Origin of the sequence: Vibrio sp. 10N.247.311.14, assembly GCF_041467715.1 — a bacterium.
In the GTDB taxonomy this organism is placed as follows: domain Bacteria; phylum Pseudomonadota; class Gammaproteobacteria; order Enterobacterales; family Vibrionaceae; genus Vibrio; species Vibrio crassostreae_C.
The window spans coordinates 1-14154 of sequence record NZ_JBFSVE010000062.1 but is presented as its reverse complement, the minus strand read 5'-3'; the positions used below and the strand labels follow the sequence as shown (position 1 = coordinate 14154).

At 45.1% G+C, this 14154-nt stretch carries 8 protein-coding genes; 6 read left to right on the top strand and 2 right to left on the bottom strand.

Annotation, left to right across the window (positions count from 1 at the left end; translation table 11 throughout):
• Positions 1-166: 166 nt before the first annotated feature.
• The 6 genes from AB6F11_RS18895 (at position 167) to AB6F11_RS18870 (ending at position 9741) form a co-directional block, all read left to right on the top strand.
• Complete coding sequence (locus tag AB6F11_RS18895) at positions 167-2089, top strand: ATP-binding protein (RefSeq protein ID WP_102393782.1); 1923 nt, start codon at positions 167-169, stop codon at positions 2087-2089.
• Between the two features lie 84 nt (positions 2090-2173).
• Positions 2174-3460 carry a sigma-54 dependent transcriptional regulator gene (locus AB6F11_RS18890; protein ID WP_102393781.1) on the top strand — a complete coding sequence of 429 codons (1287 nt, stop codon included), beginning with the start codon at positions 2174-2176 and terminating at the stop codon, positions 3458-3460.
• A gap of 112 nt (positions 3461-3572) precedes the next feature.
• Positions 3573-4964 (top strand): HlyD family type I secretion periplasmic adaptor subunit, encoded by a 1392-nt coding sequence (locus tag AB6F11_RS18885; RefSeq protein ID WP_048660519.1) that lies wholly within the window; start codon positions 3573-3575, stop codon positions 4962-4964.
• A 59-nt stretch (positions 4965-5023) separates the two neighbouring features.
• Positions 5024-5692, top strand: coding sequence for a transglutaminase-like cysteine peptidase (locus tag AB6F11_RS18880; protein ID WP_019823329.1), 669 nt, complete (start codon positions 5024-5026; stop codon positions 5690-5692).
• Positions 5693-5697: 5 nt separating this feature from the next.
• Complete coding sequence (locus AB6F11_RS18875; protein WP_086969028.1) at positions 5698-7608, top strand: LapD/MoxY N-terminal periplasmic domain-containing protein; 1911 nt, start codon at positions 5698-5700, stop codon at positions 7606-7608.
• A gap of 18 nt (positions 7609-7626) precedes the next feature.
• Positions 7627-9741: a type I secretion system permease/ATPase gene (locus AB6F11_RS18870; protein WP_017061209.1), complete on the top strand. Its 2115-nt coding sequence runs from the start codon at positions 7627-7629 to the stop codon at positions 9739-9741.
• 125 nt (positions 9742-9866) lie between these two features.
• Here the strand turns inward: AB6F11_RS18870 and AB6F11_RS18865 are convergent, their stop codons facing one another.
• On the bottom strand, positions 9867-11537 hold the full coding sequence (locus tag AB6F11_RS18865; protein ID WP_017071245.1) for a DUF342 domain-containing protein: 1671 nt from the start codon (positions 11535-11537) through the stop codon (positions 9867-9869).
• Positions 11538-11956: 419 nt separating this feature from the next.
• On the bottom strand, positions 11957-14050 hold the full coding sequence (locus tag AB6F11_RS18860; protein WP_102398382.1) for a GNAT family N-acetyltransferase: 2094 nt from the start codon (positions 14048-14050) through the stop codon (positions 11957-11959).
• Positions 14051-14154: the final 104 nt, after the last annotated feature.

The window sequence follows — 14154 nt, the reverse complement described above, 5'->3', positions numbered from 1 at the left end:
TGGTTGCTCCTTTAAATTTTTTTGTGATTTTGCGCCGTAATCCTTTGAAACACAAGTCTAAGCCATGGTTTTGACTCACAGAAGGTGCTCTGTGTTAACAAGATCTCGGTACTCTCTCCATCATATTGATAATCTTTATACAAACCGATGACAAGCTGAGATCCGAGTGACCAAAATACTGCCTAACCTAATGACACCCTTTGTTTTATTCTCATTGTTATTGGGAGCTGCAGGGCTGACCGCAACCCACTTTATGGCAGTGCAATTCCAAGAAAAAATCGTCACTCAGCAACTCGATGAAGCAGCAAGTAAAGCCAATCTACAAATCGACTCTGAATTGGATAAATTCAAACAGATCCCGGATTTGCTCAGCCATGACCCGCGCTTGCTCTCTTATTTTGACTCATCACCACAAGCAGACAAGATTTCCGCTGCGCAGCTCAATCAATTGCTATTTGAATGGTCGAATCAAAGCCAAGCCGACACCATCTATATTCACGATCCGAACGGTACTGTGGTCGCTTCCAGTAATTACCAAAAGCCTCGCACTTTTGTGGGTGAGAACTTCTCGTTTCGTCCCTACTTTGCTTCTGCCATTCAAGGTAACAACACACAATATGTCGCGCTAGGCGCTCGTTCGAACGTACGCGGTTATTTTCTGTCTTCACCTCTGTATATCGACAAGGAAATTGTTGGCGTTATCACCGTAAAAGTGAGCTTAGAAAATCTCGAAAACATCCTAACCAGCGACGATTTTGAGATCGTAGTACTCGACTCTAACCAAGTGGTCTTTCTATCAAGCCAAGCTCCATGGCTTTACCATTCATTGTTGCCACTAACTCAGCAACAACAAACGGATATCGCACTTCAACGCCAATACGGTCAAAGCGAAATTTCGATCATCGAAGCCTTTCGCTCTTCAAGCTCTCAATCAGAAACTAGCAACGCCAATCAATCTAGCAACCTTCAATCCAATGAAATCCGAAAAGAGCTCACCGCCAACCAGTTATTCAAGCTTGGTGCATTTAATCTTTACCCCGCTACCATCAGCAACAATCAGTACCAAGTTGTTGCCCTAAAAGAGACCAGAGCTGAACTTATTAAAATCTTGCAGATCGATGTCATCTTCGTGGTGATTTACAGCTTGGTGATGCTCATCGCTTGGTCGTGGCGCCAGACTTATCTCGCGAAAGTGGCGTTGACCCGACTCAACCAAAACCTAGAGCAAACCGTTGATAAACGCACTCACTACTTGAAGCAATCCAATCAGCAGCTGCAACAAACCCTTTTTCAATACCAAGAGTCGCAGTCGAAGTTGAAACAGACAGAACAAGAGCTGACACAAACCGCGAAACTAGCGGTACTCGGTGAGCTGTCAGCCAGCATTAACCACGAAATAAACCAACCACTTGCAGCACTGCGAACCTACAGTGAAAACAGCTTAAAGCTACTGGAAATGGAACGAACCGATTTAGTGAAAAGCAATCTTGAGAAAATGATTGGCCTCAACAACACCATTACCGACATCATCGCGCGACTCAAAGTCTTTACTCGCAAGGTCACCAAACAAGAACATCATGTGGCGAACCTGCATCAAGCGGTCAATAACGCCACTAGCATTCTCAGTGCGCTGATGATCAAGCAAGGCATTACTCTAAGGCTAAGCACGGTGCCAGATGACATCAATATTGCGATTCATCCAACCGAACTCGAGCAAGTACTAGTGAACCTGATTCACAACGCGACTCAAGCGCTGCAACAACAAGTTCTTGAACACAAAATCTTGCAGGAGCAACAAAACCTGGAAAGCGTTGACCAACAGGCTAGCCCACAGATAGGCATCGAATGGCAACTGCATCATGACTCTTGTCAGCTGATCATTTGGGATAACGGAATTGGCATGCCGAACGATAAGCTAGAACAGCTGTTCGACCCGTTTTTTACCACCAAACCGGAAGGTTTAGGGCTAGGGCTTTCAATATCGAAACGGATTATTGAAGCGTATCACGGCACGATCAGCGCGAACCGGTTAGAGCCTTCAGGCATGGTATTCTCGCTAAACATCCCGTTATATAACGATAAGGGCTAACACGCCGTTGTTATCGTTGATTAGAAAACGAATCTCACATACTGCTAATCTCACCTACAGCTAAGGAATCGGCTTTTGCACTCTATGCCTAAACTCTATTTTGTCGACGATGAACCCGCCATTCGAGACTCGGTAGAACAAGCCATGCTCATTGAAGGTATCGATATCGTCGGCTTTCCCAATGCTATTGAGGCATTAAAGAAAATAGATACCACGCAAGCCGGAATTGTCATCACCGATATTCACATGCCGGTAATGGATGGCATTCAATTAACGCAAAAGTTGCTGAGCCAAAATCCTCATTTTCAGGTCATCGTACTTACCGGACATGGTGACGTGCAAACCGCGGTATCAGCGATGAAAGCCGGTGCTTACGATTTTCTGGAAAAGCCATTTGTGGTCGATGCCCTACTCACTGCCGTTAAAAAAGCCGCAGATAAGCTCGCACTGGTTGAAGAGAACAACCTATTGCGTAAAGAGTTGGCAATGCAAAATCAGGTTGGCCCGAAACTGATTGGTCAATCACCATCAATGCAGGCATTGCGCCGAGAATTGATCACCCTAGATACCAAAACTAACCCACTTCTATTGTTTGTTGGTGATTTAGGGACGGGGAAAAGGGTCACTGCACAATACACCCATGATTTACACAGTCATCAAACCGCGGAGCTTTGCCCTGTCGCGGCGTTTAATTTGCCACGCAGTGACGAAGCGACATTCCATCAGTTTGTTTTGCAACTGTTCTTAAAGCATCAAGGTGGAACACTCTATATCCATGAAACAGAAGCGTTAACTTCGCAGCAATGGCTATGGTTAGCCGCTCTAAAACCCACTCTACTTCATGAAAACTCATGCAAGACCAATGCAACTTGTATCATTATCGCAACTACAGTAGTTCCTACTACAATTACAGGTGAACTACGCCGGTTTAATTTACTACCCTTGGCGCAAAGAACGGAAGATATTGGCTCTTTGTTCAAACACTTTGCTCGTGGTGCAGCCAGTCGCTATCAACTGCCGCCACCCGTCATTACAGAAAAAGAGATGCAGCGACTCATTGCAACGCATTGGACGGAGAACATTCGTCAGCTTCGCCAACATGCTGAACTCAGAGTGCTGACTCAAATTAAGCAGCCGTCGCTCGACAGCGATACTGATGAGCAAAATGAACTCGATATGAGCATTGAAGAGCAACAACAGTCGTTGAACCAACGCACCGATAGCTTTGAACAAATTATCTTGATTGAGGCGCTACATCGCCATCAAGGTCGTTTAAAAGAGGTACAACAAGAGCTGCAGGTGTCGCGAAAAACACTGTATGACAAACTAAGAAAGCACCAACTCGATAAAACAGATTTCAAGAACCGATAAGTCTTAAAAAATATATAAATTCAAAGATTTAAATGAGCAAAATCTTAACATTTATCAAAAGTAAGAATACACTCAATAGGCTTGCACTTTTATTTAGCGAACAAGGACTGTTATGAGTCAGAAAAATTTCAGCAAATTGAACGAGACCGAGCTTGAGTATGTCGATGATAAAACAGCGGCACTACTCCTCAATACGCCCACCAGTGCGCGAATTATGTTGTGGGTGATCGTTCTGTTTTTTATTGCTGCTATTGGGTGGTCTGCATGGGCAGAGATCGACAAAGTTACCGTTGGCCAAGGCAAAGTGATCCCCTCCTCTCAGATCCAAGTGGTACAAAACCTTGAAGGTGGCTTAGTTAAAGAGATCTTAGTTAAAGAAGGTCAACGTGTTCAGAAAGGTCAGCAGCTACTGTTGATCGATGACACTCGATTCCGTTCGGACTTCCGCGAACGTGAACAACAAGTGGCGAACTTAACCGCCAACGTGTTGATGCTATCCGCTTCATTAACCAGTGTCGTCATTAACGAAGAGTTCTCTGTTGAAGAGTGGAAAAAAAGCGTGTTGCTTGATTACGGTAAACTCGCCTTTCCACCAAAATTCTACGAGCTTCAGCCTAAACTGGTTAATCGCCAAAAAGCCGAATATCGTCAAGATCTGAATAACCTAAAAAACCAACTTTCTGTTTTTGATCAACAAGTTGAACAGAAACAGCAAGACCTAGTTGAGATTAAGGCGCGGGTTCGCAACCTAAAACAGAGTTACCAGTTTGCTCGCCAAGAACTGGATATCACCAAACCCCTCGCCGATGAAGGTGTGGTACCACGAATTGAATTACTTAAACTGCAAAGACAAGTGAACGACACTCGCCGAGAAATGACCTCAAGCGAGCTAAAAATCCCTCTGCTACGCTCAGCAATCAAAGAATCCATGCTCAGCCGTATTGACGCCGCACTGAACTTCCGCTCCGAACAACAAGAAAAACTCAATCAAGCCCAAGACAAGCTCTCTGCAATGACCGAATCTGCCGTTGGCCTAGAAGACAGAGTAAACCGTACCGTGGTGGTTTCTCCTGTAACAGGCACCGTTAAAACATTGGGTATTAATACTGTCGGCGGGGTTATCCAACCGGGTATGGACATCGTTGAGATTGTACCAACAGAAGACTCTCTATTGGTTGAAGCGAAAATCGCCCCGCAAGATATCGCGTTCCTACGCCCAGAATTGACTGCCATCGTTAAATTCAGTGCTTATGACTTCACTAAGTACGGTGGTCTAGAAGGCGTGTTAGAGCACATCAGTGCCGATACCACTCAAGATGAAGAAGGCAATAGCTTCTATATCGTGCGCGTGCGCACCGAAAAACACAATTTTGGACAGAACGAAGAGTTGCCAATCATTCCAGGTATGACCGCCTCTGTCGATATCATCACGGGTAAAAGAACCGTGCTTGAGTACATGTTGAAGCCACTATTAAGCGCTCAAAACAATGCACTAAAAGAGTAATGACGTTTGATGTTTGATAACGCCTTTCAATACACAGCAAATAGACAAGAGCAGAGGCTATGAAGTCTCGGATTTCGCTATTGCTGCTGGTCCTCACCTCTTTCACCTCTGTGGCGCTCAACAAGAGCGACCAACGGTGGATAGATGCAGTGACCAAAACCTACGGCGATAGAGCCGGAAAGCGAGTGGCAACATGGCGCTCAAATATGACGTCATACGACGGATTAAGTGAAAAAGAGAAGCTCAGGTCGGTGAACCAGTTCTTCAACCAGATGTACTTTGTCGATGACAACATACTGTGGGGAAAGAATGATTACTGGGCAACACCACTGGAATTTTTAGGCAGCAACGCCGGTGATTGTGAAGACTTCACAATCGCAAAATACTTCTCTTTGCTTGAACTGGGCGTCCCAGATAAGAAATTACGATTAGTGTACGTAAAAGCACTGGAACTAAACCAGTTCCACATGGTGTTAGCTTACTACTCAACACCGAGTGCAGAGCCATTAATTTTGGACAACTTAAACCCTGAAATTAAACGCGGTTCCAAACGCCCAGATCTAAGACCAATTTACAGTTTTAACGGTAAAAACCTTTGGTTGATCAAGTCGGCAGCAGGCAGCGGCAAGTTGGCAGGGAAATCTTCAAGATTGAGCTTATGGAACGACTTACGTTCACGTGAGCGCTCTCTAAAATTAAACAAACCCATTATCAATTACGATGAGTAGGTACAATGACTTTATATAAACAGCTTGTGGTCGGGATGGTTGCAGTGTTCATACTGCTGATGACGTCAGTTTTTATGATCGAATTCAATACCACCCGTGGATACTTAGAGGAGCAGCAACGCTCTGAGGTAAGTAATACCATTAATACTGTTGGACTGGCTCTCGCCCCTTACCTAGAAGAAAAGGACAAGGTGGCAGTGGAGTCTGTTATCAACGCCCTGTTTGATGGCAGTTCTTACTCAGTCGTTCGATTGATCTTTCTCGATAGCGGTGAAGACATTCTCCGCTCATACCCTGTAAAGCCAACTGGCGTACCAGAGTGGTTTACCAACCTAAACCTGTTCGAGCCTGTTCATGACCGCCGCGTGATCACCAGTGGCTGGATGCAATTGGCCGAGGTCGAGATAGTAAGTCACCCAGGCCCTGCCTACGATCAACTTTGGCAAGCATTCATCCGCTTACTGAGCATATTTGGCACGATCTTCTTGCTCGGTTTGGTGTCTATCTCTTGGATCCTTAAGCGCGCTTTACGCCCGCTCTCGTTGATCATTACCAAGATGGATCAGATCGCCAAGAATCAGTTTGGCGAACCTCTGGCTCGTCCAAAGACAAAAGATCTCACCTTGGTTGTCGATGGTATCAACCACATGTCGACTCAAGTTGAACTGGCATTTAAAAACCAAGCGAAAGAAGCTCAGAAGTTACGTGAAAGAGCATATATCGACCCTGTATCTCAGCTAGGTAACCGTGCTTACTACATGTCTCAGTTAACTCAATGGTTAGAGGAGTCGAGCTTAGGTGGTTTAGCGGTACTTAAAGCGGAGTTTATTAGTGAAGAATACGATGAAAAGGGCTATCAAGAAGGTGATGCCTTGGTTCATCAACTGGCTGAACAGCTACAGGCTTCAATTTCATCACCAGACATCACCATCGCTCGTATTTCTAGTGACGAATTTGGTTTCATCATGCCAAACATTGATGAGAGCGAACTGAAACTTGTCGCGAGCAGCATCGTAAACTGTATCCAGAGCCTAGGTTCAGACCCAACAGGCACTGCGAACCCACACATTGCTCTTGGTGTGACATACAGCAACACGCGTAAAACCAGTACTGAAATCATGTCGCTGGTGGATAACGCACTTTCAAGTGCCAAGGCGAATCGAGAACTTGCTTACGGCTACGTAACCGCAGACGATCACGGCGCAGTGATGGGCAAACAACAATGGCGTATGTTGGTTGAAGAAGCGATCATCAACGACCTCATTACCTTCCGTTTGCAGGCTGCAAACAATGCCTTTGGTAAAACGTATCACCAAGAGGTGTTCTCTGCGATTGAAAAAGATGGCGTGCGTTACGGTGCTAACCAGTATCTATACGCGCTAGAACAGCTTGAAATGAGCCACATCCTCGACCAATACGTTATCGAGAAGATGATTGAAAAGCTCAATGCAAAAGAAGTAACCAGCCCTGTCGCTATTAACATTTCACCAAGCAGCATTTCTCAACCAAGCTTCATCCGTTGGATCGGTAAGACGCTTGAACAGAATGCTTCAATCGCTCACCTGTTGCACTTTGAGATTCCAGAAAACTGCTTCATCAACGTTCCGCACTACACGGCACTTTTGTGTAACACCATTCGCAACGCTGAAGCGGTGTTTGGTGTCGATAACTACGGACGTAACTTCCAATCACTGGATTACATCAACGAATACCGTCCAAGCTATGTGAAGCTAGATTACCTGTTCACACATAACCTTGATGACGAAAAACAGAAGTTTACCTTAACGTCGATCTCTAGAACCGCTCACAACCTAGGCGTCACCACCATCGCGTCTCGAATAGAAACTCAGACTCAGCTAGATATTCTGTCTGATAACTACGTAGAAGTGTTCCAAGGCTTCATTGTTGATAAATAGTTGTAAGGGTTATATCACATGCAAGATCCACTATTGAACTCACTGATCTACGTTAGCCGGTATTACGGGTTAGCTAACTCGCCCGAAGCGTTGATCAATGGGCTACCACTATCCGATGGAAAGCTAACCCCTTTCCTATTCCCACGCTCTGCTGAACGAGCAGGATTAGTGGCAAAAGAAAACCGTTCCGACTTAGAAAAGATTCCTCACCTGATACTGCCTGCGGTCTTACTACTTAAACAAGGTGAGGCGTGCGTTCTCAACAGTATCGATTTAGAGAAGCAAGAAGCGGAAATCATTACTGCGGAAAGCGGAATGGTGCCAATCATCATTCCTGTCGAAGAGCTGAAAGAACAATTCATCGGCCGCTACTTCTTGGTAAAGAAACAGTTCCGTTATGATGAACGTTCACCAGAAGTTCTAAAAACACGTAAAGGGCATTGGTTTTGGAGCACGATTTGGGAATCTAAAAACATCTACCGAGATGTGTTGATTGCCTCCATTCTTATCAACATCTTCGCGATTGCCGCGCCGATGTTTACACGCTTGGTGTACGACAAGGTAGTTCCCAACCTCGCCTTTGAAACTTTGTGGGTGCTGGCAAGTGGTATCTTTGTCGTGTTCCTATTCGATTTGCTGCTCAAATTGATGCGCAGCTACTTCATTGACGTTGCCGGTAAGAAATCCGATATTCTCATTTCCTCCAAACTGTTCAGTAAAGTACTGGGGATTCGTATGGAAGCGAAGCCTGCTTCTGTCGGTGCTTTCGCTAAAAACTTGCAAGAGTTCGAATCCATTCGTGAATTCTTTACCTCTGCAACCATTGGCTCGTTAATCGACCTCCCCTTCGCACTGATGTTCTTAGCGCTAATTTGGTTAATGGCTGGAAACCTTGTGTTTGTTCCCGTTGCTGGCGTGGTCATTTTGATCGTCTATGCATTGCTAATCCAAGGTCCACTGCGCCGTACCATTGAGGAAGGCTCTCGTCTTGCTTCGCAGAAGTACGCGAACTTAATCGAGAGTTTGGCAGGGTTAGAGACGGTTAAGCTGTTCAGTGCGCAAAGCCAATTCCAATTCCGTTGGGAAGAAGCCGTTGCTCACATGGCGAATTGGAATATCAAAAGTCGACGCATCACTGACAGCATCCAAAACACCGCCGGCTTTGTTCAGCAAAGTACTAACGTTGGTATGATCATCTTTGGCGTGTATCTAATTGCAGAAGGTGAACTTACGATGGGTGGCTTGATCGCTGCAACCATGTTGAGCGGCCGAGCGATTGGCCCGCTTGTTCAGCTGTCTTTGCTTTCGACTCGTTACAACCAAGCAAAGTCATCAATGACTCTGATTGAGCAAGTGATGTCGATGCCTGATGAACAAGAAGAAGGTAAACGCTACATTCACCGTCCGATTATTCAGGGCCATATCGCGCTAGATAAAGTGACGTTCCACTACCCAGATTCACCAGTGGCTTCAATTAGAGACTTAACCCTCAATATTAGTCCTGGTGAGAAAGTAGCAATCATTGGTCGTATTGGTTCAGGTAAAACCACACTAGAACGTCTGATTATGGGCCTGTACAAGCCCACAGAAGGCCATGTACGTATTGATGATACGGATATGGAGCAACTGCATCATGTCGACGTACGACGCAATATAGGTTGTGTTCCGCAAGACAGTAACCTGTTCTACGGTTCAGTAAGAGACAACATTACTTTAGGTCGTCCTTTGGTGGATGACCGTGACGTGATGGATGCAGCAAACCGTGCAGGGGTAACCGCGTTTACTCAACAAGATCCTGCAGGTTTGGAACGCCAAGTGGGTGAAGGTGGTGCCTTGCTGTCTGGTGGACAACGTCAGTCAATTGCCATTGCTAGAGCCTTCCTTGGCCGTCCGCCAGTGTTGTTGATGGATGAGCCGACCAGTGCTATGGATAACCGTTCAGAGATGCACATCAAACACCAACTTAACCAATTGCTACCAAGCGAGACGTTAATTCTGATTACACACAAAACGTCGATGTTGGACATTGTCGATCGAGTGATCGTAATGGAGAAAGGCTGCATCATTGCAGATGGTCCTAAAGCACAGGTTCTTTCAGACCTTAAACAAGGTCGAGTTAGAGCCGTTAGTTAGAGCGCTCAAGCCACCTAAATAAATAATTATCAGTAGAAACCAAAAGGGGGAGCATCAGCTCCCCTTTTTTTATTTGTCAGTATCGGCACCTTAACCATACGTAACTTTGTGTTCAGCACAAAAGTCTACAAAGCAATATCCTCTTGCTCCATCTTAAACGAACATTGGATCTCGTATTGGTTGAATGAGAAAACACTTCCGCCGTGGGTCCGCTTGGTTGTGACTGTCTCATCACCAAATTGAATCGTCACTCGGGTATACACTTTTTCGTGTACCTCTACAGTGCATTCAGCAAGGTTGGTTGCAAACTCCGCTTCGAGTGTATCTAGCTGCGACTTTGTGTTTTCTATTGCGAGGTTATTCTTCTCACGTTGCTGCTCTATTTCTAGGGCTTGCTCTTCGCTTCTCTCTGCTTTCGGGCGCTTCTTAAATTCTAACTCTTGGCGAATCACACCCATGGTTTGCTCTTGAGTGTATTTATAAGTTTCCTTCAGCTCGGCTATCTTTTGGCGGTAACCATCGTAGCGCGCAAAACCATGTACCTTGGTTGCGGTATCTCCCTCAACACCTAAGAAGACACATTCTACTTTTCCGCCGACTTTGGCTTCACCACCGCTGAGGGTGCCGTGTTTTTTCAAACTGTCCATCACGATAAGGTTGTTACCACAGCGAATGTCATTACTCATACTGTGCACACCAAGTCGAAGGTCGTTGGCCGTTTGTAGCTCAGCATTCTGTGCGTAACTTGCGGTGATAGAGCCTTTACTGAATACCTTACAACTTTTTGGCTCACCCTCTTTGGTCGTGTGGCCGATAATGCCTTTCGCGACTTTGATATCCCCCTGAGCTTGCACTTCGGCCGATTCGATAAAGCCACCAACCGTAACACTTCCGGTCGCCTTGACGATCATCCCCGGCTCGATGTTGCCAGAGACAAAGACATTACCTTTAAATTTAACGTGCCCAGTTGAGACATCGACGTTGCTGACACATAAGGCGTCATCCACTTCGATGGTTCGGTCTTTAATGATGGGCAATCCAGGGTGTGAGGCGAGTAGTAAATTGGGATCTTCAGGGGAGATGTAAGTGCCCTTTCCAGGCTTGATTAAACTGTCTTGTCCAGGAAGCGGTGGGATAATTCGGCCTTGAACGGTAAAGCCAGCGATGCCTTTGGTAGCGGGGGTTCGTTTCATTAAGTGATCATTTTGACCAACGGTAATGGTTTGTCCCAAGTCTCGCATATCAATCTTGCCTTCGTCTTTACTGCGAGGCTTCAATACTTGACGAGTAATATCTTCAACCAAAGCGGCAAACTTAGCGTCTTTACCTTTTACTGGTTGTGTCCCTTTAGCGGCTGGCTGAGTAAACTTTTCGCCGGGCTTAAGTTTGCTACTCATCATCAGAACTTTTCTGAGCGCTAACTTATTTATTCCTTTTGTTATTTGAGCTTGAGATAAACAATGAATGATGTCGCTGCCACGCAGTGGGTGTCCATTGTAGGGACCAGTGACCACGAGGCTCGCCAACATCTCATCATCAGACAGTTCGACCGCAACAGTGGCATTTCGAACTTCGGCAATCAAGATTCCTTCATAAGCTTCACCCTTACCTTCTTTAGCAAGAGTAACGAAACGCAACACCTCTTCTTCGAAAAGAAAATAGTTTGATGCATTCAAAGCTTCCAAGGTTGGTGGCAGCGTCTTGTTATCAAAGCTTGCGTCAACCACAGTCCCGGTTGGCAGACATGCCATTACTTGTTGCTTGTCTTCCGACAATGTAACGATGTTATCCCACATTCGAATTGAGTATCCCTAATGACTCAGTTGTTATTCAGTCTATATAATTCATTCTGCGCTGAGTATCACATTATTAGAATAATCAGCGTCACATCACTTACTTTCGATTCTGCAAACATGACTCATAAATAAGACTTACACATTTTATGATCTGCTTCGCCTTTACAAATACATAGGAAAATTTTTTCAGAATATTTCGTGCGATTGAATGTTGATTCGATGTAGGGCTAGATAGTAAATGCGAATAGCTTTAGAAGATTAAAGGCTGTACTGGAGAGATAAAACAGAAATGATGTAACAGATAATCAGGGTAAAAACGGGTTTCAATATGGAGCTTCAGTTTACAGTGTAAATCCAATATTCTAATTTACACTGTAAATCTAATTTGTTGCGGTCAGTCTATTTAAATGATGGCTAGCCTATTTACACTGTAAATTTGGTAACAGAGCATCGACATCTTTACGAAACTGAATCTCTGCTTGTTTACGACCAACTAGATTAAACTGTTCAACACAAGTCCCCCACTCTTTCTGCTGAACAACCTTTGCGATGAGTAAGTCAGAAATACCTATGTTTCGATCGTTACTGAGTAGAATCAAGTTCAGTACGCTGAAGCTGATCGCATCATAACTGTTGCCACCGTTCACGTAATTTCTAACTAACTGAGTTTCAAACTCACTAACGGTGTGAACACTCTTTGGCAGCAGTGCTCGCACCATATCGGTTTCAAGTGAAACCAAAGAACCTGAAACAAGAAAACAGTAGCTACGCTCGAAGTGATTTTGAACTTGGTTTATCAAGCCTTGAGAGTTTGAGTTAAGCGCCTTAACCATCAGAACCGAGTGACAGCCACTGGCCTGATCTCGCTGGTGGCCGATGTGCACAGCTTCAAATTCACTACCACGCCAAAAAGAAATCAATTCGCTGGTCGCGCCAAAGCTTGTCGCCAGATAATCTGCTTGGCTGGTTTGCTGTGATAACTGAGCCAACATCCAACGGCCAATACCCAAACCTTGATGACGTGCTGAAACAGCAATGCGCATAACTCGAAGGCACCGACTGGTCGCCGCCTGAGTACAGCCAAATTGGTTTGCCAGTAATACAGGGGCAAGGTGACCTTGAGGCCTGCGTTTTCCAAGTTGAACTTGAGCAATCAACTCGCTGTCCAAACCACCCTCTTCCGTCACTAACATACAACCTAAACATTTATCTTGCTGCCAAGCGGCGTATAAACGGATTGCTGGATTGTTGAGAAATTGCATTAAGTCATTTGGCGAGGTCTGATAGTGCGCATCCACGAGAAGAGAAAAACATTGTTGTAGCTGCTCAGGATTAGCCAAGCATTCTGATTTTGATAACTCGCCCAAGTTTAATTGGTTGATTGCGTCAGCAGAAAAGCCTTCGATTTCATCAACCGCCGATTCAGTGACTGATGCGTCATTACCAAGTAGGAAGCAATCAAACAACCAAGCTTCTAGCGGATCGTTGCTATTCCAACGAATCGGTTGTTCGAGCTTAAAGCCTTTCCACCCCGGACGATGCTCAGAAAGCCAAGACTCAAACTTAATACCGAACCCTCGTCCACTGCCTTCGTAACCGTGTACCGTGGTCGAAAAAACCATACGGTGATAGATGTCGACCATGGATTTAAGCATCGGAATTGGAATTGTAGCCGCTTCGTCAACAAATAGAAGGTCACAATCGGGCTTGGATTTAAGTAATTCATCTGGCGCGACGAATCTCAAACTTCCCCCTTGATGGCGAATGTGAGTAGCGTTGACCACTTCGCAAGATTCTAACCCTTGGCCAGCATGAGAAAATACCGGCTCTACCGCTTTCACTGAAGGTGCAGTAACAATAATATTAAAACCGTGACGCTCAACTAACAGCTGCGCTGCGGCAATACCCAATGTTGAGCTTTTACCACGCCCTCTATCCGCAGTGAGAATCAAAGGACGTTTACGATGTCCAGACACCACTTTTTTGACTAATTCAACAGCCGTGTTTTGCTGTTCAAATTTATCCAATCCGTTTTGGGCGCTTTGCATCTGAGGAAGAGCGTGAGTTGCTTGAACTACATCGCCGGCTTCATTGTGTTGTGAAACAGAAATCAGTTTATCGAAATGACGTTTTAACCAACGTTGGCCAAAGCTTTCACTATCTTCAGAGGCATTAACTTTTGGCGGCAACACCAACAACAACCCACCACCAACTAACGAACCCAACGCGGCACTAAAACCATTCGCATCGAACTGCTCTCTAAAATCACAAACAAGAACTTGGCACTCACGACCAAGCAGTTGTTGGCCTTTTTTTACTGGAGCATGAATCACACCTTCAAATGGCGTACCGCCAACCTGGAAGATGCTCGGAGTGTTTGAATCTTGAAGGAAGGTAAAAACAGCAGAGTTTTGCCAATCAAAATCGCCATCAAAGACCACGCCGTAACGGTGATCGTTATGTTGAGCAATATTAGAAAGTGTATGTAGAAAAGTGTTGGTTGGGTTTGTCATAGTTAGCGTCCAGATTCATCTAAACACAGTTTATCACAGCCAAATAAAAAGGTTCATCGCGGCTTTCCGGGGAAAGCCGCTTTTATCTTCAAGAAGAAGTAGTC

What these genes read in the sequence shown, in the direction of transcription:
- AB6F11_RS18890 (WP_102393781.1), top strand. Translation starts at nt 2,174, where the DNA reads ATGCCTAAACTCTATTTTGTCGACGATGAACCCGCCATTCGAGACTCG.
- AB6F11_RS18885 (WP_048660519.1), top strand. Translation starts at nt 3,573, where the DNA reads ATGAGTCAGAAAAATTTCAGCAAATTGAACGAGACCGAGCTTGAGTAT.
- AB6F11_RS18880 (WP_019823329.1), top strand. Translation starts at nt 5,024, where the DNA reads ATGAAGTCTCGGATTTCGCTATTGCTGCTGGTCCTCACCTCTTTCACC.
- AB6F11_RS18875 (WP_086969028.1), top strand. Translation starts at nt 5,698, where the DNA reads ATGACTTTATATAAACAGCTTGTGGTCGGGATGGTTGCAGTGTTCATA.
- AB6F11_RS18870 (WP_017061209.1), top strand. Translation starts at nt 7,627, where the DNA reads ATGCAAGATCCACTATTGAACTCACTGATCTACGTTAGCCGGTATTAC.
- AB6F11_RS18865 (WP_017071245.1), bottom strand. Translation starts at nt 11,537, where the DNA reads ATGTGGGATAACATCGTTACATTGTCGGAAGACAAGCAACAAGTAATG.
- AB6F11_RS18860 (WP_102398382.1), bottom strand. Translation starts at nt 14,050, where the DNA reads ATGACAAACCCAACCAACACTTTTCTACATACACTTTCTAATATTGCT.